The organism is Anaerofilum hominis (genome assembly GCF_014287275.1).
Lineage (GTDB): Bacteria > Bacillota > Clostridia > Oscillospirales > Ruminococcaceae > Pygmaiobacter > Pygmaiobacter hominis.
Genome location: NZ_JACONZ010000003.1, coordinates 210,262 through 231,680, shown reverse-complemented (window position 1 = coordinate 231,680; position 21,419 = coordinate 210,262). Strand labels below are relative to the sequence as shown.

Below are 21,419 nucleotides of genomic sequence, written 5' to 3'. Positions count from 1 at the left end.
ATGGGTGAGACGACGCAGGCGATCCGCCTGCACTACGACGTACCGGGGGACGATTTCACCCGCGCCGGGGAGGCCAGCGCCGACCTGAAGGCGCGCCTCAAGGCGCTGGGCTTCCCGCCCGACGCGGTGCGCAAGGTGGCCATCTCGCTGTACGAGGGCGAGATCAACCTGGCCATCCACGCCGGGGGCGGCGAGATCGAGGTGGCCGTCACCCCCCAGCGGGTGGATATGACGCTGTCCGACCAGGGGCCGGGCATCGAGGACATCCCGCTGGCCATGAGCGAGGGATATTCCACCGCGCCCGACGAGGTGCGCAGCCTGGGCTTCGGGGCCGGCATGGGCCTGCCCAACATGAAAAAATACACCGACGAGTTCCAGATCGAATCCGTCGTGGGCGAGGGCACCCGCATCCAGATGGCGGTGCGTCTGGGCCGGGCCTGACGGGCCCGGCCGGTGCTTTTTGCGCCCCTGCGGCCGCAGGCGCGGCGGGCGGGGCGTTTTCAGTCGAGAGCGAGGAGGTTTTGTCCGTGCGCGAGTTTTTCCATTCGGTCACACTGGACCGGGACAAGTGCAAGGGATGCATCAACTGCATCAAACGCTGCCCCACCGAGGCCATCCGGGTGCGGGACGGCAAGGCCGCCATCAGCCCTGAGCGCTGCATCGACTGCGGCGAGTGCATCCGCATCTGCCCGCACCACGCCAAGCAGCCCATTTATGATCCCCTGTCGGTCATCGGCGATTACGACTATCCCATCGCGCTGCCCGCGCCCAGCCTTTACGCCCAGTTCAACAACCTGGAGGACACCGACCTGCTGCTCACCGCCCTGCGGGACATGGGCTTTGCCGAGGTGTACGAGGTGGCCCGGGCCGCCGAGCTGGTCAGCGACGCGACCCGGCGCTATCTCGCCCGCCCGGACACGCTCAAACCGGTCATCAGCTCCGCCTGCCCGGCGGTCTCACGGCTGATCCGGGTGCGTTTTCCCGAGCTGGTGCCCAATGTCCTGCCGCTGGTGGCCCCGGTGGAACTGGCCGCGCGGCTGGCCAAAAAGGAGGCCGCCGCCCGCACCGGCCTGCCGCCGGAGCGGATCGGCGCCATCTTCATCAGCCCCTGTCCGGCCAAGGTGACCGCCATGCGGATGCCGCTGGGCAGCGAAAAAAGCGAGATCGACGCGGTCGTTGCCATCAAGGACGTCTACCCCAAACTGCTGCGCCTGATGAAACACGCCGAGCCCCAGCCCCTCTCCGCCAGCGGCCGCATCGGCATGGGCTGGGCGGAAAGCGGCGGCGAGGCCGCGGGCCTCATCTCCACCGAGCGTTATCTGGCCGCCGACGGCATCGAAAACGTGATCAAGGTGCTGGAGGATCTGGAGGACGAAAAGCTGGGCGAGCTGGACTTTGTCGAGCTGGACGCCTGCGCGGGCGGCTGCGTGGGCGGGGTGCTGACCGTGGAAAACCCCTATATCGCCAAGGCCAAGCTGAAGCTTCTGCGCCGGTATCTGCCGGTGAGCCGCAATCACCTGGGGGAAGAGCTTCCCGCCGAGGCCAAATGGGACCGCGCCATGGAGTACCAGCCGGTGCTAGAGCTGGGCGGCGACACCAGCGAGAGCTTTGCCCGCTATTCCGAGATGCAGCGACTGCTGGACGCCCTGCCAGGCCTGGACTGCGGCAGCTGCGGCGCGCCCACCTGCAAGGCTCTGGCGGAGGATATCGTCAAGGGAGACGGCGACCTGGACGACTGTGTGGTGCTGCTGCGCGAGCGGATGGAGGCCGTGCTCCGGGCGCTGCACATCGACAAGGACGGCCGCGCGGGCAAGGGCTGAACGGGCGCGCGGCGGCGCTTTTGCAGCCCTTTGCGCCCCATGGCGGGCGTACGGCGGCGTTTTTGCAGCCTCTGCGGCCGGTCAAACAATAAGTCAAACAATCAAAAGAACAGACGCCCCCGCGCGGGGCGGGAAAGGGGGCTGCCGCCATGACGGCTGCCGAACTGTGTGAACGCTGCGGGTTTACCCCCGCCTTTCCCCTGCCGGAACCGGACAAAGAGATCCGCGGCGGCTTTTGCGGGGACCTGCTCTCCTGGGCCATGGGGCGGGCCGGTGAGGGCTGCGCCTGGTGCACTGTGATGGGCAGTATCAACGCGGTGGCGGTGGCAAGCCTGGCCGACGCGGCGCTGATCGTGCTCTGCCACGACGCGGTGCTGATGGAGGACGCCCGGGCCCGGGCCGCCCAGCAGGGCATCAACATCGCCCTGACCCCGCTGCCGGAGTTTGAGGCCGCGGCGGCTGTTGCCGGGCAGCTGCTCCCCCGCTGAGGCGGACGGCACGCGCGGCACGCGGCGGCGCGTTCCCCCGGCGCGTTTTCTCTTCTGATCTGATGATCTGACGAAAAAGGGGCGGCTTTCGCCCGGGGCGGACCGATCGGCCGGCCCTCTGCCGGGTGGTCGCCGCGGAGCGCCGCTTCTGGTTTCTGCCCCGACGGAGCGGCGGCGTGCGTTTCTGCGCCGCCCGGGAAAGCCGCATGCGGCATCCCGCCATGGGCACGGCGGGCGCGTTTTTCGGTCCTGCAGCCCCAAAAATAAAAGAGGAGCGCGCGCCGGGCCGTTCGGCGCACGCCCCGCGCGGAAAGGGGGACGGCGCATGCCGCTTACCTATGACCTGCATCTGCATTCCTGCCTGTCCCCCTGCGGCGACAACGCCATGACCCCCGCCAACATCGCGGGCTTCGCCCGGCTGAACGGCATCGGCCTGATCTCCCTCACCGACCACAACTCGGCCGAAAATCTGCCTTATATCCAAAAGGCCTGCGCCGCCTACGGGGTAAAACTGCTGCCCGGCATCGAGATGAACACCGCCGAGGAGATCCATCTGCTCTGTTATCTGCCCACCGTGGAGGCCGCGCTCTGTCTTTCCCGGGAGATCTACGCGCTTTTGCCGGAGATCCCCTGCGACGAGGCGGTCTTTGGCGAGCAGATTGTGATGGATGAGGAGGACCACGAGCTGCGGCGGGTGGACAAACTGCTGGTGAGTGCCTGCGGCATGGGGCTGGAGGAGGCCGCCGCCCGCTGCGCCGAGCTGGGAGGGGTGGCCGTGCCGGCCCATGTGGACCGGGAGAGCTATTCCATCCTCTCGGTGCTGGGCATTATGCCGGAAGCGCCCGCCTTTTCCGCGGTAGAGGTCCACGACCCCGCCCGGCTGCCGCCTCTTATCGCTTCGGGCCGGCTGCCCCAGGGCTATGAGATCCTCACCAGCTCGGACGCCCACTATCTGGAGGACATCTCCGCCGCGCCGCGCGCGCTGGGCGAGGGGTCCTGCCTGCAGCGGCTCATCAGAGGACTTTAAATTTAAGTACAGGGGGAGCATCTCCCCCCAGGGACAGGAGAAATGAATTTATGCTTCCCATCGCCGGACTTCTTCCCACCATCGGTTTCCCCCTCCGCGCGCTGGTGGGCCTTGCGGTGCTGATCGGCGCCTATTTTTACAGCGGCCGTCAAAAACTGCTGAAAAATGCGGCGATCCTGTTCGGCTGCTTCTTCGGCCTGCTGCTGGTCCTGCGGATAGCGCTGGGCCTGCTGGGCGTCTACGCCGGGCTGCTCATCTGGCTGCGCAGCGGCCTGCCCCACACGCTGTACTGACCCCTCTCCCCCGCGGCGGCGCGGGGGGCAATATGGTTTTCCCCGGGCTCCGGGCCGCAGCGCGGCCGCCGGGGCCCAGGCTGCGGCGCTGCGGCAACCGCACGGGCAAAACGGCAAAAGCGGGAGGCCGGGGGATGAGCCCCGCCTCCCGCTTTTTGCCCTCCGCGGGGCAGCGCCCCGGTCAGAGATAAACTTTCAATTCCTCAATGTTGCGCTGCATGAACTGGACCATGCGGTCGGCCAGCTCCTGCACCTGCGCACCGGCACCGGGATTGTCCCGCATCGCCTTGGTCAGGTCCACGATGCCCATGGTGCTGCCCTGGATGAGCATCTCTGCCATGTGGCGGGCGCTTTTGTCGGCGAGCGTGTTCATCTTGACCCCCATGGCGGTGTTCAGCTTTTCCATCATCGAAAGCTGCTCCGCGCTGCGGCCCATGGCGGCCAGCTGATGCGCGGCCTCCTCGCGGATGGCCTCGTACTCGTTCTGCTGGATCTGCATCGAGGCGGCAAAAGCGCCGTTTTCATTGATATCGGCCAGATGGTCCAGCGTGCCCCGGCCCATCTCTCCGCATTTGACGATGGCTTCCAGCAATTTTACATTTTGTTCCATAAAAAAAGCCTCCTTTCTGCGCTTAGTCTGGGCAGAAAAAAGAAGGCTATTCTTTCCTGGACGCTCGCTTTTGCGCCCGCGGCCCCGGCCGCGCGGCAGACGGCGGGAAACCCGGGCAGAGACCGCGGCTCTGCCAGCGCTGCAGAGGACAGGTTTTTCCGGGCGCAGCGCGGGCGATGCGGGCCGGCGGCCCTGTCGCGGAAAACCGCCCGCGGCCCCGCGCAGAGCGCGGGCGGCCGCTATTTCTCCGCGCCGTCCCAGGTGTGCTCGCTGATGATATAGCGGGGGCGCGCCTTGGTCTCCATATAGATCTTGCCGATGTACTCGCCGATCACGCCCAGGCACAGCAGCTGTACGCCGCCCATAAAACAGACCATGCAGACCGTGCTGGCCCAGCCCGCCACCGCGTGGCCGCTCAGGGCGGCTATGATGGCCCAGAGCACCCCGATGAAGCTGAGCACCGACACCACTACGCCCAGGCCGGTGATCATGCGGATGGGCTTCACCGACAGGCTGGTGATGCCGTCAAAGGCCAGGGCCAGCATCTTCTTCAGCGGGTAATGGCTCTCGCCCGCTATCCGCTCGGCCCGCTCGTAGTAGACGCTGGTGCTCTTGAAGCCCACCAGCGGCACCATGCCCCGCAGGAAGATGTTCACCTCTTTATAGTTTGCGAACTCGTCCAGCACCCGGCTGCTCATCAGCCGGTAATCGGCGTGGTTAAAAACGATGCCCGCGCCCAGCCAGTTCATCAGATGATAGAACCCCTCGGCCGTGAACCGCTTGAAAAAGGTGTCGGTGGCGCGCTTGGAGCGCACGCCGTAGACCACCTCGCAGCCGTCCAGATAGGCGTCGATCATCGCGTCCATGGCGTCGATGTCGTCCTGTCCGTCGCAGTCGATGGAAATGGTCACGTCGCAGCGGTCTTTTGCGGTCATCAGGCCGCCCAGCAGCGCGTTCTGATGTCCCCGGTTGCGGGAAAGGCTGACCCCCTCGAAGTGCTCGTCCTCCTCCGCCAGCCGCTGGATGATCTGCCAGGTATCGTCCCGGGAACCGTCGTTGACAAACAGCACCCGGCTGTCGCCGCTGATCTTGCCCGCCGCGGCGAGGTCCCGGATCTTCTGCAAAAACAGCCCGCTGGTGATCGGCAGCACCTCCTGCTCATTGTAGCAGGGGATGACGATATATAAGACCGGCTTGTCCATCTGTTTTTCCCATCCTTTTTGATCTCCTGTTCCGCGCGGCGCGGGGCAAAGCCCCGCGGACCGCCGTTCCCTTTACTATACCCCATTTGCCCGCGCCGCACAACCCGTGCACACCGATTTTTCACACAGCCGCCCCCTGCCGCAGGGCCGGTCAAAATACGATCGCGCCCGCCCCCGGGCGGCGGATGCGCGCAAAAAGCGGCGCGCGGCCATTTTTTTGACAGAGGCGCACAGCGGAACATCAAAAGCCGGCCCGCTCCGGCTTTTCCCCCATCCTGAGGACAGCGACGCTGAAATACTTTTTGCCGCTCCGGGGCAAAACAACTTCGAAAAAAGGGAGAGCATGCACATGAAGCAGCTGACGGATTTTATGGAAAGCGCCCCGCAGCGGGTCTCCGACAGCTTTGAGCCGATCCGCTTTGAGGCGGGCGCGCCCATCCTGTGGGAGGGCGAAGAGGATCGCTGGGTCTATCTGCTGCTGGAGGGCAGCGCAGAGGGATATCTGCAAAGCGCACAGGGGACGGTCAGCTCGGTCTTTTACTACCAGCCGGGAAGCCTGTTCGGTGAATTTGAGGTGTTCGCCCCGGGGGCAACATCATCAACGTCGCGGCCCTCAGCCCCTGCCGCCTGCTGCGGCTGCCGGGCGACCGCTTTCTGGAATGGATGAAAAGCGATTTTGAGTTCAACTGTCACGTGATCCGCCAGATCGTGGAAAAGACAGCCCAAAACGCCATCGCGCTGGACTGTTTTTCCCGCTCCACCGCGCGGGAAAAGATCCTGCGCTGCGCTGCGGTCTGGCACCGCGGCGGGCGCCTGTCCGCCCTCACCAAAGAGGCCCTTCGCGCGGAGACCAACCTGCCGCTGCGCAGCCTGAACCGCGCCCTTGCGGCCTGCGCCGCGGAGGGTATTCTGTGCTATGAGAACAAGCGTTTCCGGGTGCTGGACGAGCCGCGCCTGCTGGCCCATCTGCCCCGCTGAGGGGGAAAGATCCAAAACCGGCGGGCGCCGGGCTTTTCCCCCTGCCGGGGAAAGCAAAAGCGGGCCCGCGCTCTCGGGGGGCGGCCCGCACCGGCTGCGCCAGCGCCGCTCCGAATACCGCATCGAATGCCGCCAGGCGGGCGCGGAAAACGCGGCGGCGCGCCATCCGGCGTTGTTTTCGCCAAAACAGGAAAAAGCGCGGCCGCGCCGCGCTTTACAGCATACTGAAATGTGGGGAACGGTTTGGCCGCCGTCCCCGCATTTTTTTGTTTTTCGCGGTCACCGGGCGGTGCGGCCCGGTCTTTTTTCGACAGGGTCCCCGCGGGCTCTGCCGGGAACTCCCGCGCAAAGCGCCGGGCGGGCTTAAGTTTTTGCTAAGAAAACCTTAAGCCGCGGTTCAGCCTTTCTAAAAGGGTTTGAAAGATAAGTGCGGTAAACTAAAGGCACCGAGAACGGGAAAGCGCAGCAAGCGCTGCCGCCGCATTTTCTGCCCGGCGGCCCGTGCGGAATCTGTGTTGAAAGAGGCTGACCCTCATGGAACCAAAAAAGATCGCCGTCCTGTTCGGCGGCTGCTCCAGCGAGCATGAGATCTCGCTGCAGTCCGCCGCCGCCGTGGCCGCGGCGCTGGACCTCACCCTTTACGAGCCGGTGCTGCTCGGCATCACCCGCGACGGCCGCTGGCTGCGCTACCGCGGCCCGGCCGCCGCCATCGCCGACGGCAGCTGGGAACAGGGCGACTGCACCCCCGCCCTCATCTCCCCGGACCGGGAGCTGCACGGCCTGCTGGAATTTGCCGGCGGGCGGGCCCTGCCGGAACGGCTGGACGCCGCTTTCCCGGTGCTGCACGGCAAAAACGGCGAGGACGGCACCGTGCAGGGGCTGCTGGAGCTGGCGGGCATCCCCTGCGCGGGCTGCGGCGTGCTGGCCTCGGCGCTGGGCATGGACAAGGACGCCGCCCACCGGCTGGCTGCGCTGGCCGGGGTGCGGGTGCCCGCCTCCGCGCTGGTGGACGCCGGCACCCCCGCGGCCCAGATCGCGGCGGCCGCGGCGCGGCTGGGCTGGCCCCTCTTTGTCAAGCCGGTGCGGGCCGGTTCCTCTTTCGGTATCACCCGGGTCAGCGGGCCCGAGGGGCTGGACGCCGCCGTGGCGCTGGCGCTGCAGCACGACGGCCAGGCGCTGCTGGAAGCCGCAGTGCCCGGCTTTGAGGTGGGCTGTGCGGTGCTGGGCAGCCGCAGCCTCACCATCGGCGGCCCGGACGAGATCGAACTGGCCGAGGGCTTTTTCGATTTCACCGAAAAATACACCCTCAAGACCTCCCGCATCCATCTGCCCGCCCGCATCCCGGAGGACAAGGCCCGGCAGATCCGGGACGCCGCGGCCACGGTCTACCGGGCCCTGGGCTGCCGGGGCTTTGCGCGGGTGGACCTGTTCCTCACCCCTGCGGGGGAGATCGTCTTCAACGAGGTGAACACGATCCCCGGTTTTACCGAACACAGCCGGTTTCCCGGCATGATGAAGCAGGCGGGGCTCTCTTTCCCCGAAGTCGTAAATACGGCGGTCAGGCTGGCGATGGAGCCATGAGCCGCAGCGTCACTTCCACTTCCCCCCTGCCCCCGCGCACCCTGCCGCGGGAAGAACTGCGTCTGGTCAACCGCAGCCATCCGCTGCCCGCGCAGCTGGCCCCGCCCTCTCTCGCCCCCGCCCTGCCGGGGCGGCCCGACATCCTGCTGGAAAGCCGCGCCGCGGCCGCGCTCACCGCGCTGGTGGGCTCGCTGGGCCGTCCCGGGGAGATCGTGCCGGTCAGCGGCTTCCGCTCCCGGCAGGAGCAACAGCAGATCTGGGACGATTCTCTGCGGGACAAAGGGGCGGATTTCACCGCCAAATATGTAGCATGGCCCGGCTGCAGCGAACACGAGACCGGCCTTGCCATCGACCTGGGCTTCAACCGGCCGCCCATTGACTTTATCCGGCCCGCCTTTCCCCGCCAGGGGATCTGCCAGCGCTTTCGGGAGCGGGCCGCGGCCTACGGTTTTATCGAGCGGTACCAGGCGGACAAGGAGCAGATCACCGGCATTGGGGCCGAGCCCTGGCATTTTCGCTATGTGGGCGCGCCTCACGCCGCCCTGATGGAGGCGCGCGGACTGGCGCTGGAGGAATATATCCAGCTGCTGGAGCGCTGCGCCGCCGACGGCAGTCATCTGTACCACGAGGACGCCCGCGGCCGCTGGGAGCTTTGGCCCGTGCCCGAACTGCCCTCTGTCTTTGCGGCCCTGCCCCGGGACGCGGCGCTTTTTCACACCGGCGCGGGTTTTCTGGTGGCCGCGCTGCGGAGGACCTGCCGATGAGCAAAAAAAATGCGATCTTCCGCGCCGGGGACGCCCCCGCGCGGGCGGGATATCCGGGGCTGGACCGCTTCCGGCTGGCGGCGGCGCTGCTGGTGGCGGCGATCCACACCTCGCCGCTGCTCTCGCTGGACGGGACGGCCGACTTTCTGCTCACCCGGGTGGCCGCCCGGGTGGCGGTGCCGTTTTTTCTCATGACCAGCGGCTTTTTCTTGCTGCCCGGCCTGCCTGCGCGCGGCGGTTTCACCTCCCGGCAGCGCCAGGCGCTGGGGCGGTTCTTCCGGCGCACCGCCCTGCTCTGGGGCACGGCGCTCGCGCTCTATCTGCCGCTCAACCTGTATGGGGGCAAATTCGCAAACGCGGCGGCCGACCCGGGCGCCGCCGCGCGCTATCTGCTGCTGGAAGGCGGCTTTTACCATCTCTGGTACCTGCCCGCCGCGCTGCTGGGCATGGCGCTCTGCCTTGGCCTGCTGCGGCTGGGGCGCGCGCCCGCGCTGGGGGCTGCCGCCGCGCTCTATCTGATCGGGGTATTCGGGGACAGCTGGTGGGGCGCCGCCGTTCAGCTTCCCCCGCTGCGTGCCTTTTACGACGGGCTGCTGGGCTTTTTCGGCGAGACCCGCAACGGCCTGTTCTTCGCGCCGCTCTTTCTGCTGCTGGGCGGATGGCTGGCCGGGCGCAGGCTGCCCCCGCGGCGCGTGGCTGCGGCCGGGCTGGCCCTGTCGCTGGGCGGCATGACCGCCGAGGCCCTGGCCCTGCGTCAGCTGGAGCTGCAGCGCAGGGACACCATGTACCTGCTGCTGCCCGCCGTCATGTTCTTTCTGTTCAGCCTGCTGGCCCGCCGCCGCGGCGCGGGCCGGCCCGGCTTTCGCCGCCTCTCCATGCTGGTGTATCTGCTGCACCCGCTGGTCATTGTGGCGGTGCGGGGCCTTGCCCGTCCCCTCGGGCTGTGGTGGCTGCTGGTCGACTGCAGCCCCGTCCATTATCTGACAGTCGTCTGCGGCAGCCTGCTGCTGGCGGCTGCTCTTCTCCTGCTGTGGGACAAGCTTTTCCCGCGAGGCGGCGGCGGGCGGGCACGCCCCGTCCCTCCCGGAAATGAGGCCCTGCCCGCCTCCCCCGCCCGCGCGCCCGGCCCCCGGCAGGCGCGCCGCCTCTGGGCCGAGATCAGCCTGTCCGCCGTGCAGGAAAACGCCGCCGCCCTGCAGGCCCTGCTGCCCCAGGGCTGCCGCCTGATGGCGGTGGTCAAGGCGGACGCTTACGGCCACGGCGACCTGGAGGTCTGCCGCGCCCTGGCCCCGGCCGGGGTGGACGCTTTTGCCGTGGCCACCGCCGACGAAGCGGTGCGGCTGCGGCTGCAGGGCATACCCGGCGAGCTGCTGGTGCTGGGCGTCACGCCCGCCTGCCGCGCCGGGGAGCTGGCCGCCCTGGACATCGCCCAGACCGCCGCGGACCCCGATCACGCGCGGGCGCTCAGCGCCGCCGCCGCTGCCGCGGGCACGGTGCTGCGGGTGCATCTCGCCGTGGACACCGGCATGCACCGGCTGGGCACTGCTGCGGACGACCCCTCCGCGGTGGAGGAGCTGCTGCGGCTGCCGCACCTGCAAGCGGCGGGCATCTACACCCACCTCTGCGTGCCCGAAAGCGAAGAGCCGGAGGACCTAGCCTTTACCAAAGGGCAGATCGCCCGCTTTTACCGGCTGCTGGAGGCCCTGCAGCGGGATGGTCTCGCGCCGCCTCCCGCCCATCTGCTCAGCAGCGAGGGCATCCTGCGCTGGCAGGGGCTGCCCTGCGCCTTTGCCCGCGCGGGGCTCGCGCTTTACGGCGTGCCCTCGGCCCCGGGCGAACAGCTGCCCGCGGGCGTGACGCTGCGCCCGGCTCTGGCGCTGCGCACCCGGGTGGCGCTGGTGCGGACCATCGCCCCCGGTGAAAGTGCGGGTTATGGCCGCGCCTTTACTGCGGCCCGGCCCACCCGGCTGGCCGTGCTGCCCGCCGGCTATACCGACGGCGTGCCGCGCAGCCTCTCCTGCGGGCGCGGGCAGGTGCTGATCGGCGGCCGCGCCGCGCCGGTGGCCGGGCGGATCTGCATGGACCAGATGACGGTGGACGTCACCGACCTGCCGCCGGTCTCGCCGGGAGATACCGTCACCCTGATCGGGGCGGACGGGGACGCCTGCCTGCCCGCGCAGGAGGTCGCGGCGGCGGCGGGCACCATCCCAAACGAGCTGCTCAGCCGTCTGGGCGCGCGGGTGGAACGGGTCTATCTTCCCTGACCCCCACAGCCGCCGTCCGGCGGCCTGCGGCCGGTCCCTCCGCCGGGGCCGGCTTTTCTGTTTGCCGCCGGGCGGGCCCGAAAACGCCTGCAGCCCCCGCCCAGAGGGCCGCTCCCCCCCTCTCCCCGCACCGCGGCGGGCGCTTTCCCCTCCCGGCCCGGCGGCCCGGTCTTTTCTCGCTCCTTTTCCTCTTGCAGATGGAAAAAACCGCTGAGGCCGCCGCGTTTTCGGGCAGAATATTAACGGGCTGTAAACCTTTTTTGCAAAGAATTGACTTTCGCGCGCCTTCGACTTATATTTATTAAGGCTTGTTTGAAAAAGCAGCAGTCCCCGGTCTTTCCGCAGCCGGTCAGTGGGCGGCGGACCTCCCGGGGGACGTCCGCGCGTTTTTTATCCCGGCGGGCGCCGCCGGACGCGGAAAAACGGCGCTGCCGGTCTTTCAAACGGCCTCTTAGTCCTGCAAGACCGCTTCTGCCCGCTCTGCGGGCTATTTTTAGCGTGAGGACGCCGCAGAGAGGGGGATGCGCATGTTCGGTTATATCCTTGCCAACCGGGACGACCTGACGCCGGAGCAGCTGGGCCGCTACCGCGCCTGCTACTGCGGCCTGTGCAAAACGCTGGGCGAGCGCCACGGCCTGTCCGGCAGGGCGGCGCTGACCTACGACATGACCTTTCTGGTGCTGCTGCTCTCCTCTCTTTACGAGCCGGAGTGCGAGCAGGGACAGGAGCGCTGCGCCATCCATCCGGCCAAGCCCCACTCCTACTGGCGCAACCGCATCACCGAATACGCCGCGGATATGAACGTGGCGCTGGCCTATTACAACTGCCTGGACAACTGGCGGGACGACCGCAGCCTGCCCGGCTTTGCGGAGGCCAAGCTGCTGGAGAAAAAGTGCGAGTCCATCCGCCGGCTGTATCCGCGCCAGCTGCGGGCGGTGGAGTACAGCCTGGCCGAACTGGCCCGGCTGGAGGCCGCAAAAACGGCGGGCCCGGACGCCGCCGCAGGGTGTTTCGGCACCCTGATGGGGGAGCTGTTCGTCCTGTGCGAGGACCGCTGGTCGGTCCCCCTGCGGCGGATGGGCGCGGCGCTGGGCAAATTCATCTATATCCTGGACGCTTACGACGACCTGCCGCGCGACCGGCGGGCGGGCAGCTACAATCCGCTGCTGTCGATGGACGGCCCGGATCTGCCGCGCCGCTGCCACGACATCCTCACCATGCTGATCGCCGAATGCGCCGCGGAGTTTGAAAAGCTGCCGGTGCTGGAGGACGCGGCCCTGCTGCGGAATATCCTTTACTCCGGCGTGTGGACCAAATTTGTCCAGATCGAAAACAAGGGCCGCAAAAAAGCCCCGCCGCAGGAGAAAAAGGGCGGCGCGCCGGAAGGAGGCGACAGATGAATAAAGACCCTTACGCGGTGCTGGGCCTCTCCCGCGGCGCTTCGGACGACGAGGTAAAAGCCGCCTATAAAAAGCTGGCTAAAAAATACCACCCCGACATCAACCCCTCCGCGGAGGCGGAGGAGCGGATGAAAGAGATCAACGCCGCCTACGACCAGATCATCAACCATAAAAACGAGCCCGCCGGCAGCTATGGCGGAGGCGCCTACGGCGGCGGGGGCGGCGGTTATTACGACCCGTTCGGCCCCGACGGGCCGTTCGGGCCCAACGGCCCGTTTGCCGGCGGCGCGGGCTGGGGCGCTTACGGCGCGGGCGGCGCCTATCAGCGGCGCGGCGCGGACCAGGGCGGCGGGTCGGACCGGATGCGGGCGGCCCGCAACTACATCAACGCCCGCCATTTCCGCGAAGCGCTCAACGTGCTGGAGGGCATCCCCGACCGGGACGCCCAATGGTATTTCTACAGCGCCGTGGCCAACGCGGGCCTGGGCAACCGCATCGCCGCGCTGGAACACGCGCGCCGCGCGGTGCAGATGGACCCGGGCAACGGGGAGTACCGTGAGTTTCTGGACGAGCTGCAGTCCGGCAGCGCCGCCTACCGCGGCCGCGGCCAGGCCTATTCCACCCCGAACATGGGCATGGACCTCTGCTCGCGCCTGTTCTGTCTGTTCTGCTTCTGCCCGTTCTGCCGCCCCTGCTGAGGGCGGCCGGGCCGCGGCGCGCGGCTGTGGGACAAAGACGAAAAGCTTTGCAAAACGCGGCTTGCCGGGGATGCTTCCGGCGGGCCGCGTTTCTTTCCGCCCCGGGCCGCCTGCGCCCAGCCCGCGCCCGCCCATAAAAAGATGGGGCAAACGGCCGCAGGGTCCTCTGCGCCCCGCAGAAAGCTGTTTTCAGAGCCAGTTTTGGAAAGGATATCGCACATGAACTTTTGGGGTCATCTGTCCACCATCAACCATCACAAACGGCTGGTGCTGCGCTATTGTTTCAAGCTGGGCCTCTACCGCCAGGGGCTCTGCCACGACCTGTCAAAGTACAGCCCTGCGGAATTTTGGGCCGGGGTAAAATATTTTCAGGGCGACCACAGCCCCAATGAAGCCGAGCGGGAAGAAAAAGGCTACAGCGCTGCCTGGCTGCACCACAAGGGGCGCAACAAGCATCATCTGGAATACTGGATCGACTACGCGCCCGGCGCGCAGCACGCCATGGCCGGCATGCGGATGCCGGAGCGCTACGTGGCGGAGATGGTCTGCGACCGCATCGCCGCCAGCCGCACCTATCTGAAAGACGCCTACACCGACCGCGCCCCCTGGGAGTATTACGAGCGCTCCCGCAGCCATTATCTGCTGCACCCGGAGACCCGCGCCCTGCTGGAGCGCCTGCTGGTCATGCTGCGGGACGAGGGCGAGGATAAGACCTTTGCCTTTCTCCGCACAGAGGTGCTGAAAAAGCGATAGTCCCGCGCCCGTTACAGCGGCGCCGTTCCCCCCGTGCGGGAGAGCGGCGCCGCTGTTTGTCTTTTTCACCCATACGCTTGCACGCAGCTGCAAAACAGTTTACAATAAAACCAGCGGCAGCGCGCGTCGCAAAGCCCGGAGACCGGCTTTTATCCGGCGGGATGTGCGCGGCGCTGCGCGGCAAAAAAGGAGGGATCCCTATGGCTTATGAAATCGATGAGATCCGCCGGGTGACGCTGGGCGGTGTGAAACAGAAGATCCACATCCGGGGCGAGCGGCTGCAGAACCCGGTGCTGCTGTTTCTGCACGGCGGCCCCGGCATCAGCAACCGGGACAGCGTCATCAACCGGGAAAAGGACCTGTGCGACGCTTTCACCATTGTGGCCTGGGACCAGCGGGGGACCGGCGGCTCCTATTGGGGGGTCAAAAAAGAGACGCTCAACGTGGACCAGCTGGTCTCGGACGCCGCTGAACTGGTGGCCTATCTCTGCCGCGAGCTGGACCGGGAAAAACTGTTCATCTGGGGCGGCAGCTGGGGCACCGAGCTGGGCACCTATCTGTGCTTTCGCCACCCGCAGCAGATCGCGGGATATCTGGGCAGCGGCCAGATGGTCAACGGCGTGCTCAACGAGGAGCGCAGCTACGACTTTGCCATGACGGAGGCCAAAAAGGCGGGCGACAGCGAGGCGGTGCGCATCCTGGAGGAGATCGGCCGCCCGGTGGGCGGCTGCTACCGCGAGATCTTCAAGGGCATGATGGCCCAGCGGCGCATCATGAAAAAATACGGCGGCCACACCATGAAGCGGGGGACCTACTGGACCGACACGGCCAAGCCGCTGCTCAAAAGCCGGGAATTCTCTTTCACCGACAAGATCGGCTTGGCGCTGGGGTACAAAAAATGCCTGACCTATATGTGGCCCACCACGGTGCAGTGCGATTTTATGACCCAGTGCACCCGGTTTGAGATGCCCTACTACATCTTCCAGGGCGTGCACGACAACAACACCCCCAGCAGCCTGGTGCAGGATTACTATGACGCCATCGAGGCCCCGGACAAGGATCTGGTCTGGTTCGAACACTCGGCGCACGGCCCTCTGGGCGAAGAGCCGGAGCGGTATAAGGCCCTGCTGCGCGAAAAATTCCTCAAACGGGTCCCGGAGGTGATGGCGCGGTGAAAAAAGAGCTCTCCAACGGCCGCATGTTCGGCCTTTGCCTGGGCGAGTTCGCCCGCGCCGTGCTGGGCGGCCTCATCGTCACCTACACGCTGAAATTTTTCAACGTCACCCCGGCCTCCGGCCTGCCCCTGCTGCTGCCCGCCGGCATGATGGGCCTGCTGCGGGGCGTGGGGGTCATCTTTGACGCGGTCACCGACCCCTGGGTGGCGTCGCTCAGCGACCGCCGCGCGCCGGAAAAAGGGCGGCGCATCCCCTTTATGCGCTGGGCCGCCGTCCCCTATGCCCTCACCTGCCTGCTGATCTTCTTCCCGCCCGCGGGCACGGTGAGCTGGGTCAATGTGGTCTGGGTGGTCGCGATGCTGCTGTGCTACTACATGTCCTCCACCCTCTACTGCGTACCCTTTATGGCGCTGCAGCAGGAGGTCGTCACCGATACCCGGCGCCGCGTCTTTTTTTACACCGTCAACTCCCTGATGTTCGTGCTGGGCAGCGCGGTCATCTACGCCCTGCCGGTCATGGTGGGCGCGTTTGAAGGGACCATGGCCCCGGTATCGGCCTGGCGGGCTGCGCTTTCCATCTTCGCGCTCATCGGCGCGGTGTGCGCCCTCGTCCCCTGCTTTGTGGTCCGCGAGCAGGACTACGTGGAATCCAAAAGCTGCTATATGCCGCTGCTGCAGAGCCTGAAGACCACCCTGCGCTACAAAAACTTCGCGGTCATGACCGTGGGCTATCTGATCATGCAGGCGGGTTTTGCCTTTTTCAACGGGGCGCTGCTGTTTTACATCGATACGCTGCTGGGCCTGCGGGAGAGCTTTGCCACCATCGTGCTGGCCATCAGCATCGTGGTGGGCATCTGCACCTATCCGCTGGTCAATCTGCTGGTGCGCAGATTCGGTAAAAAACCGCTGCTGCTGGCCGCCTGCTGCGCCTATGTGTTCATTTATCTGGGCATCTTTTTCTACGCGCCCATCTCGGCCGCCATCGGCAGCGGGCCCATCGGGCCGGGGCTGCTGGCCTCCCTTGCCGGAGAGGGCGCGGCGGTGGGCGACGTGGCCGTGGCCCTCCTCATCGGGGTGCTGGTGGCCTTTCCCATCGCCTGCACCAATATCCTGCCGCCCGCAGCGTTCGCAGACATGGCGCAATACGACCGCATCCGCTCCGGCGAGGACCGGGCGGGCATGTTCGTGGCGGCCCGCCAGTTCGTGACCAAGCTCTCGCAGGCCGCGGTGACGGCCATCGTCTCCTACACCATGTATCTCGGCACCACCGACAGCTATCCCACCCATGGGGGCGTGCGGGCCACCGCGCTGATCGCGGCCTGCTGCCTGGTTTTTGCGGTGGTGGTCTACGCCTTTTACGACGACCGCTCGGTGGTGGCGGCCATCGACCGCTTCAACGCCGACAAAAAGGCGCACAGCGCGCAGGGCGGCAGCTGACGGCGCGCAGACCTCCTGTTTTTAACCTGCTGTCCGTTTTGCCTGCGTAAAAAGTCTCAACAAAGGGAGGACCCCGGCCTGAAAACGGCCGGGGTCCTCCCTTTGTTTTTGCAAATGCGGCCCTCCCTGCGAGGCGGGGCCGAAAATCGACGCAGGGCGCTTTGTCTGCGGCGCGCCCCGCGTGCGGCGGTCATTCCAACAGGGTCTGTGCCGATACTTGAAAAAAGCTCGCAAAGGCTTTTAACTCAATGTCCGTGACAAAACGCTGACCGGATTCAATGCGCTGGACCGCATTTTTATCCAAGTCTATGCCAAGCAGTTGCATCTGATCGGCCAATGCCCGCTGAGAAAGCTTTTCAAAATATGTTTTTCGAAGCATTGCGATTTTCTGTCCGCAGATATTATTGCGTCCTGGATCGGTCCGGTTTTTTATACAGGGCGCAGAGAGCCCCTCAAACCGCCGCAGAAAGTCACCGGCCGCAGAAGATCTCGCGCAGCGGGCTGTCGGTGAAGCACTCGAACTCAAAGCTGTACCCCTCCGGCCCTTTCAAAAAGAAAGAGCACAGCCCCTCCACCGCCTGCGGGTCTCCCTGCGGCTGACGCCGCAGCGGGCCTGCGTCATACCCCGCAGCCAGCGCTTTCTGCCGCATCTGTTCCACCGCGTCCAGATCGGGCAGGTTAAAGCTGATGAGATGTCCTTTTTGTGCCGCGGCAAACTCCTGCCAGCGCTGCGCGGCATCCACCGCCCCCACAAACGAGCTCTCCGACACCCGCCAGACGCGGCACCACTGTTTTTCGATCACGGTCTCCAGCTCCAAAAAGTCGTCAAAAAACCGGCAGGACGATTCAAAGTCCTGAAAATAGAGAAATGAGATCTGAGACGATGCTTTCATTTTTTCCTCCTTGCGGGCCCGCGGCGGGCCGCCGCGCTCCCGATCGTTTATTCTGCAGCGCACAGCCGGGGGCGCGCCGTTTTTCGCTGAGCCATCCGGGTCAAAAGCGGCTGCGGGCAGCGCCCTTGCCCCCGCCTTTCGCCTGCCGCGCCCCCAGACCAGGGCTGCCGGGCGGGTCCGCCGTCCTGAACGCATCTTTATTTTTCGGCGTTCCGCCGTCCGCGATGGCCGGAGATCAAGCGGTGAGACGACGGGCGGGAACCCCGCAGCCGGACGGCGGGCAGAAACCGGGCAGTTGGGCGGTGCGTAAGAACGGGGCCGCCCGACAGCGAGTGGAGACCGCACGGCGAGATGACGAACGGAAACCGAACAGGCGGACAGCGAATAGGAACCAAGCGGCCATACCGCGGGCGGGAACCGGGCGGCCCGACAGCGAGAGACCAAGCGGCCGGGCAGCGAACGGGAACCGGGCAGGCGGGACAGCGCGCCGCTGGGCGCGGACCCGCGGGGGCGGAGAGCCGCGCTCCCCGCCGCACTGCTCAGAGATATCCCAGCGCCCGGAACAGAAAGATCCAAAAAGTCAGCGTCACCGCGGAGCAAAGGGTGGTCAGCATGATGGCGCTGGAGGCGAGGACCTCGTCGCCGCCCATTTCCCGGGCCATCACATAGCCCATGGGGGTGGCCGGGGACCCCAGCATCACCACCAGCCCCATCAGCAGCTCCTGCCGGAAGCCCAGCGCCGCGGCCATGGGCAAAAAGATCGCCGGCAGCGCCAGCAGCTTGATCACCGTGGCCAGCGCCGTCAGTTTCAGCTTGCCCAGCGCCTCTTTGCCCTTGAACTCGATCCCGATCGCCAGCAGCGCCAGCGGGGTGGTGAGCCCCGCGAGACTGGAAAAGGTCTTGTCCACCACCACCGGCAGCCGCAGCCGCAGCAGGGAGGCGAGCAGCCCGGCCAGGATGCCCAGGATCATGGGGTTGGTGGCGATCCCCCGGGCGGCGGCGGCGACCCTGCGGCCCAGCTCCTGCCCGCGGGCGCCCCCCTCCACCGTGAGGATCAGCACCGCAAACAGGTTGAACAGCGGCACGCTGCCCAGCACCATCAGGGAAGCCATGCCCGCCTGCCCGTAAGCATTTTCGATGAAAGCGACCCCCAGGATCGCCGCGCTGCTGCGGTAGCAGGCCTGCACGAACGCCCCCACCGAGGCCTTGTCCCGGATGAGCAGATGCGACAGCGGCCAGAGCAGGCAGACCGCCGCCGCCGTGGCCCCCATGCAAAAACCCAGATACCGCCAGTCGAAGTTTTCCCACACATCGATGGCCCGTATCTGATTAAAAAGCAGCAGCGGCACCGTCACCCGAAAGACCAGCTTGTCCGCGCCCCCGGCAAAGCTCTCGTTTAAAAGTCCGATCCGCTTGAACCCCCACCCCGCCGCCATCACCAGAAAAATGGGCAGCGAGGCGTTGAGGCTGTAAATCAGATTTTCCATACCTTCTCCCCCTCCGGTATCTATTTTAACATCCCCGCCGCCGGAAGCCAGCCTCGCGCTTCAATCTTGGAAAGCGTGCCAAAAAATACTGGATTTTTTTGTCTGAATTTCCAATTGACACAAATATTCGACAAATGTAGTATCTAATTAAGTTTTACGTTTGTGGAATGAGGTGAGAAGATGCAGACTGCGCTCAAACGCCTGCCGGACGCAGAGCTGGAGGTGATGAAAGCTTTGTGGGACGCGGGCCGTCCCCTGACCCGGCCGGAGCTGGACACGGCCCTGCGCGGCCGGAACTGGGCCGCCACCACCGTGCTGGGGCTGCTCTCCCGGCTGGAGGGCAAGGGCTTTTTGACCCGGCAGCGGCAGGGCCGCGGCTACCTCTATGCGCCCGCCGTGCCGCGGGAGACCTATCTCGCGGTAGAGGGCCGCTCCGCGCTGGGGCGGATGTTCGCGGGCAGCGCCAAAAACCTGGTGGCCGCCCTGCACGAGTGCGACGCGCTGAGCCGGGAGGAGGTCGACGAGCTCGCCGCCTATCTGGAGACGCTGAAACGGGGGGATCCGTGATGATGCCGCTGCTTCTCTCCTATTGGAAAACCGGGCTGCTGGCGTCGCTGGCCGCAGCGGGGCTGCTGTTGGCCTTTCCCCTGTTGGACCGTCGCTATACGGCCCGCTGGCGCTGCCGGGTCTGGATAGCGCTGGCAGTGCTGTTGCTGCTGCCGCTGCCGTCGGTGCCCGCCCGGGCCCCGCTGCGCCTGGAGCTGCCCGGCGCTGCGGTCGAGCCGCTGGCCGCCTTTTCGGGCGCGGACGCCGCCGGGGCCATGTCCAGCGATGAGCGGGCGCAGGGTGAAGCGGCCCCCGTCTCCCCGCCCGCCGCGGGGCGGGAAAGCGCGCCGCAGGCAGAGCCGCCGCAGGACGCTCTTTCCCACATCCCGCAAACTGCCGCAGCCCCAAAGACCGGCGCCGCCGTCCAGCTCCCCGGCCCGGAAGCTCCCCGGCCGCTGCCGCCCTCCCCGCTTTCACCGCTGGCCCTCTGCGGGGCGGTATGGGCCGCGGGCGCTGTGGTGCTCGGGCTCTGGCGGCTGGGCGCTTATCTGTTTTTTCTCCGCCGCGCGCTGCGCCGGGCCCGCCCGGTGACAGACCCCCGCGTCCTGCAGGCGTTCCGCCTCTCGGCCGCCGGACTGGGGCGGCGGGCCCCGCGGCTGCTGGAAGCCCCCGGCCTTGCCGGGCCGCTGACGGCGGGGGTGCTGCGCCCGGTGCTGCTGCTGCCCGAGGGCACGGCTGCCGACGCCGGCCTGCCGCTGATGCTGGCCCATGAGCTGATGCATCTGCGGCGGCGGGATATCCCCAAAAAGATGCTGCTGCTGGCGGCGAATACGCTGCACTGGCCCAACCCCGCCGTCTGGCTGCTGCTGCGCCGGGCCCAGCGGGATATCGAACTGGCCTGCGACGAAGCGGTGGTCGCCGGGCGGGATGCGGCCTATCGAAACCGCTATTGCGACGCGCTGCTGGCCGCTTTGCCCTGCGCACAGGGGGACGCGCCGGCGCCGGGCGCCCGCTTTGCCCGCGGCAAGCGGGAGGTCAGGGTGCGGCTGGCCCACCTCTTTGACCGGCGGGCCAAGCGCCGGGGCAGGGCCGCGGCGGCGCTGCTGCTGGCGGCGGTCACGGCCGGCAGCGCCCTTGTGGCCTGCACGGCGCCCGCCGCCTCCAGCCTGCCGTCGCTGTCGCCCGCCGCCGCGGCGATGCCCAAGCCCGATCACGGAGCCACCCAGGGGGAGGTCGCCTGGCCGATCCGCGAGTGGGCGTATGCCTCGATCTCAGGCGTCCAGTCGGTCCTGTTTTCCGCTTCTACGGGAGATTTCCATCTGCCCCCCGAGATCGATTTTCCCCACCCGAGCGCGATGGGATATCAGACCCTGAGCGGCGTCTATTCCCCCTCCGGCGGCCATTGGCTCCTGGCAGGACTCGACCGGGAGGGGCGTGGCAGCCTGGTGTATTTTTACCGCTCCGATGACAACGGGCTGAGCTGGGAGCAGAGCGAGTATGACTTTGCCCCGCTGCTCGGCGGCCTTGAGTTCGATTCTCTGGTCAACTATGAACAGCTCAACGCGCAGACCACCTTTTTGAGCGCGCGGGTCCGGGACGGGGACGGCAGATCCCTGCTGCTGTTCCACAGCGCGGACGGCGGCCAAAGCTGGACGCTGCGCAGAGAGCTGTTCCCCGGCACACTGGGCGACGTGCGCCACCTGCGCTTTGTCAACCCGGAGGTGGGCTTTGCCACCGCGATCGACCTCAGCTGCGACAAGACGCGGGAGGTCTACCGCACGGTGGACGGCGGCCGGACCTGGGAAAAGCTGGATCTCTGGCCCGCCCTCAGGGAACTGCCGCTCGCCTCCCCTGTCTTTACCCCCTGCTGCCTCGCGGTCCACGGCAGCGATTTTCTTGTCGGCTATACGCTGAGATCCGGCCGCAACGACGAGGTACAGCTCCTCTCCCGCGACTACGGCGAGACCTAGTCCTGGCGGGTGCGCGGGACGGGAGAATCCGGCT

General features: G+C 66.8%; 22 protein-coding genes. 17 read left to right on the top strand and 5 right to left on the bottom strand.

Annotation, left to right across the window (positions count from 1 at the left end; all coding sequences use genetic code 11):
- From H8S23_RS09605 to H8S23_RS09585, 5 genes are all read left to right on the top strand, one after another.
- Positions 1-441, top strand: coding sequence for an ATP-binding protein (locus H8S23_RS09605; protein ID WP_186888127.1), 441 nt, complete (start codon positions 1-3; stop codon positions 439-441).
- Positions 442-527: 86 nt separating this feature from the next.
- Positions 528-1,820: a [Fe-Fe] hydrogenase large subunit C-terminal domain-containing protein gene (locus H8S23_RS09600; protein WP_186888126.1), complete on the top strand. Its 1,293-nt coding sequence runs from the start codon at positions 528-530 to the stop codon at positions 1,818-1,820.
- Positions 1,821-1,969: 149 nt separating this feature from the next.
- Positions 1,970-2,308: a hypothetical protein gene (locus H8S23_RS09595; protein ID WP_186888125.1), complete on the top strand. Its 339-nt coding sequence runs from the start codon at positions 1,970-1,972 to the stop codon at positions 2,306-2,308.
- Between the two features lie 325 nt (positions 2,309-2,633).
- The gene (locus H8S23_RS09590) at positions 2,634-3,335 is read left to right on the top strand and encodes a PHP domain-containing protein (protein ID WP_186888124.1); all 702 of its coding nucleotides are present in this window, start codon (positions 2,634-2,636) and stop codon (positions 3,333-3,335) included.
- A 50-nt stretch (positions 3,336-3,385) separates the two neighbouring features.
- Positions 3,386-3,628, top strand: coding sequence for a hypothetical protein (locus H8S23_RS09585; protein WP_186888123.1), 243 nt, complete (start codon positions 3,386-3,388; stop codon positions 3,626-3,628).
- A gap of 181 nt (positions 3,629-3,809) precedes the next feature.
- Here H8S23_RS09585 and H8S23_RS09580 read toward each other — a convergent pair whose 3' ends face one another.
- Complete coding sequence (locus tag H8S23_RS09580) at positions 3,810-4,238, bottom strand: hypothetical protein (protein ID WP_186888122.1); 429 nt, start codon at positions 4,236-4,238, stop codon at positions 3,810-3,812.
- A gap of 239 nt (positions 4,239-4,477) precedes the next feature.
- Positions 4,478-5,440: a glycosyltransferase family 2 protein gene (locus H8S23_RS09575; protein ID WP_186888121.1), complete on the bottom strand. Its 963-nt coding sequence runs from the start codon at positions 5,438-5,440 to the stop codon at positions 4,478-4,480.
- 349 nt (positions 5,441-5,789) lie between these two features.
- Between H8S23_RS09575 and H8S23_RS09570 the strand changes: the two genes are divergently transcribed.
- The 10 genes from H8S23_RS09570 (at position 5,790) to H8S23_RS09525 (ending at position 16,489) form a co-directional block, all read left to right on the top strand.
- Complete coding sequence (locus H8S23_RS09570) at positions 5,790-6,107, top strand: cyclic nucleotide-binding domain-containing protein (RefSeq protein ID WP_186888120.1); 318 nt, start codon at positions 5,790-5,792, stop codon at positions 6,105-6,107.
- Positions 6,104-6,418, top strand: coding sequence for a cyclic nucleotide-binding domain-containing protein (locus tag H8S23_RS09565; RefSeq protein WP_186888119.1), 315 nt, complete (start codon positions 6,104-6,106; stop codon positions 6,416-6,418). Before H8S23_RS09570 ends, H8S23_RS09565 begins: the two co-directional genes overlap by 4 nt.
- A 534-nt stretch (positions 6,419-6,952) precedes the next feature.
- On the top strand, positions 6,953-7,999 hold the full coding sequence (gene vanG, locus H8S23_RS09560; RefSeq protein ID WP_186888118.1) for a D-alanine--D-serine ligase VanG: 1,047 nt from the start codon (positions 6,953-6,955) through the stop codon (positions 7,997-7,999).
- Positions 7,996-8,763 carry a M15 family metallopeptidase gene (locus tag H8S23_RS09555; protein ID WP_186888117.1) on the top strand — a complete coding sequence of 256 codons (768 nt, stop codon included), beginning with the start codon at positions 7,996-7,998 and terminating at the stop codon, positions 8,761-8,763. Before vanG ends, H8S23_RS09555 begins: the two co-directional genes overlap by 4 nt.
- Positions 8,760-11,027 carry an alanine racemase gene (gene alr / locus H8S23_RS09550; RefSeq protein WP_186888116.1) on the top strand — a complete coding sequence of 756 codons (2,268 nt, stop codon included), beginning with the start codon at positions 8,760-8,762 and terminating at the stop codon, positions 11,025-11,027. Before H8S23_RS09555 ends, alr begins: the two co-directional genes overlap by 4 nt.
- A 527-nt stretch (positions 11,028-11,554) precedes the next feature.
- Entirely contained in the window at positions 11,555-12,427 is an 873-nt protein-coding gene (locus H8S23_RS09545) for a DUF5685 family protein (protein ID WP_186888115.1), read from the top strand.
- A complete protein-coding gene (locus H8S23_RS14130) occupies positions 12,424-13,125 on the top strand; it encodes a DnaJ domain-containing protein (protein WP_186888114.1) in 702 nt (233 codons plus the stop codon). Before H8S23_RS09545 ends, H8S23_RS14130 begins: the two co-directional genes overlap by 4 nt.
- A gap of 219 nt (positions 13,126-13,344) precedes the next feature.
- A complete protein-coding gene (locus H8S23_RS09535; protein WP_186888113.1) occupies positions 13,345-13,878 on the top strand; it encodes a DUF5662 family protein in 534 nt (177 codons plus the stop codon).
- Positions 13,879-14,078: 200 nt separating this feature from the next.
- Positions 14,079-15,053 carry an alpha/beta fold hydrolase gene (locus H8S23_RS09530; RefSeq protein ID WP_186888112.1) on the top strand — a complete coding sequence of 325 codons (975 nt, stop codon included), beginning with the start codon at positions 14,079-14,081 and terminating at the stop codon, positions 15,051-15,053.
- Complete coding sequence (locus tag H8S23_RS09525) at positions 15,050-16,489, top strand: MFS transporter (protein ID WP_186888111.1); 1,440 nt, start codon at positions 15,050-15,052, stop codon at positions 16,487-16,489. Before H8S23_RS09530 ends, H8S23_RS09525 begins: the two co-directional genes overlap by 4 nt.
- A gap of 190 nt (positions 16,490-16,679) precedes the next feature.
- Here the strand turns inward: H8S23_RS09525 and H8S23_RS09520 are convergent, their stop codons facing one another.
- The 3 genes from H8S23_RS09520 to H8S23_RS09510 all read right to left on the bottom strand — a co-directional run bounded on the left by H8S23_RS09520 (position 16,680) and on the right by H8S23_RS09510 (position 18,869).
- Positions 16,680-16,868: a helix-turn-helix domain-containing protein gene (locus H8S23_RS09520; protein WP_186888110.1), complete on the bottom strand. Its 189-nt coding sequence runs from the start codon at positions 16,866-16,868 to the stop codon at positions 16,680-16,682.
- Positions 16,869-16,959: 91 nt separating this feature from the next.
- The gene (locus H8S23_RS09515; protein ID WP_186888109.1) at positions 16,960-17,382 is read right to left on the bottom strand and encodes a VOC family protein; all 423 of its coding nucleotides are present in this window, start codon (positions 17,380-17,382) and stop codon (positions 16,960-16,962) included.
- Positions 17,383-17,921: 539 nt separating this feature from the next.
- Positions 17,922-18,869 carry an AEC family transporter gene (locus H8S23_RS09510; protein WP_186888108.1) on the bottom strand — a complete coding sequence of 316 codons (948 nt, stop codon included), beginning with the start codon at positions 18,867-18,869 and terminating at the stop codon, positions 17,922-17,924.
- 180 nt (positions 18,870-19,049) lie between these two features.
- Between H8S23_RS09510 and H8S23_RS09505 the strand changes: the two genes are divergently transcribed.
- Positions 19,050-19,436, top strand: coding sequence for a BlaI/MecI/CopY family transcriptional regulator (locus H8S23_RS09505; protein ID WP_186888107.1), 387 nt, complete (start codon positions 19,050-19,052; stop codon positions 19,434-19,436).
- Positions 19,436-21,385: a M56 family metallopeptidase gene (locus H8S23_RS09500; protein WP_186888106.1), complete on the top strand. Its 1,950-nt coding sequence runs from the start codon at positions 19,436-19,438 to the stop codon at positions 21,383-21,385. Before H8S23_RS09505 ends, H8S23_RS09500 begins: the two co-directional genes overlap by 1 nt.
- The last annotated feature ends 34 nt before the right edge of the window (positions 21,386-21,419 follow it).

Coding starts and splice junctions, on each gene's coding strand:
- H8S23_RS09595 (WP_186888125.1), top strand. CDS start 1,970: ATGACGGCTGCCGAACTGTGTGAACGCTGCGGGTTTACCCCCGCCTTT.
- H8S23_RS09510 (WP_186888108.1), bottom strand. CDS start 18,869: ATGGAAAATCTGATTTACAGCCTCAACGCCTCGCTGCCCATTTTTCTG.
- H8S23_RS09500 (WP_186888106.1), top strand. CDS start 19,436: ATGATGCCGCTGCTTCTCTCCTATTGGAAAACCGGGCTGCTGGCGTCG.
- H8S23_RS09505 (WP_186888107.1), top strand. CDS start 19,050: ATGCAGACTGCGCTCAAACGCCTGCCGGACGCAGAGCTGGAGGTGATG.
- H8S23_RS14130 (WP_186888114.1), top strand. CDS start 12,424: ATGAATAAAGACCCTTACGCGGTGCTGGGCCTCTCCCGCGGCGCTTCG.
- H8S23_RS09605 (WP_186888127.1), top strand. CDS start 1: ATGGGTGAGACGACGCAGGCGATCCGCCTGCACTACGACGTACCGGGG.
- H8S23_RS09545 (WP_186888115.1), top strand. CDS start 11,555: ATGTTCGGTTATATCCTTGCCAACCGGGACGACCTGACGCCGGAGCAG.
- H8S23_RS09575 (WP_186888121.1), bottom strand. CDS start 5,440: ATGGACAAGCCGGTCTTATATATCGTCATCCCCTGCTACAATGAGCAG.
- H8S23_RS09520 (WP_186888110.1), bottom strand. CDS start 16,868: ATGCTTCGAAAAACATATTTTGAAAAGCTTTCTCAGCGGGCATTGGCC.
- H8S23_RS09515 (WP_186888109.1), bottom strand. CDS start 17,382: ATGAAAGCATCGTCTCAGATCTCATTTCTCTATTTTCAGGACTTTGAA.
- H8S23_RS09555 (WP_186888117.1), top strand. CDS start 7,996: ATGAGCCGCAGCGTCACTTCCACTTCCCCCCTGCCCCCGCGCACCCTG.
- H8S23_RS09530 (WP_186888112.1), top strand. CDS start 14,079: ATGGCTTATGAAATCGATGAGATCCGCCGGGTGACGCTGGGCGGTGTG.
- vanG (WP_186888118.1), top strand. CDS start 6,953: ATGGAACCAAAAAAGATCGCCGTCCTGTTCGGCGGCTGCTCCAGCGAG.
- H8S23_RS09590 (WP_186888124.1), top strand. CDS start 2,634: ATGCCGCTTACCTATGACCTGCATCTGCATTCCTGCCTGTCCCCCTGC.
- alr (WP_186888116.1), top strand. CDS start 8,760: ATGAGCAAAAAAAATGCGATCTTCCGCGCCGGGGACGCCCCCGCGCGG.
- H8S23_RS09535 (WP_186888113.1), top strand. CDS start 13,345: ATGAACTTTTGGGGTCATCTGTCCACCATCAACCATCACAAACGGCTG.
- H8S23_RS09570 (WP_186888120.1), top strand. CDS start 5,790: ATGAAGCAGCTGACGGATTTTATGGAAAGCGCCCCGCAGCGGGTCTCC.
- H8S23_RS09565 (WP_186888119.1), top strand. CDS start 6,104: ATGAAAAGCGATTTTGAGTTCAACTGTCACGTGATCCGCCAGATCGTG.
- H8S23_RS09580 (WP_186888122.1), bottom strand. CDS start 4,238: ATGGAACAAAATGTAAAATTGCTGGAAGCCATCGTCAAATGCGGAGAG.
- H8S23_RS09585 (WP_186888123.1), top strand. CDS start 3,386: ATGCTTCCCATCGCCGGACTTCTTCCCACCATCGGTTTCCCCCTCCGC.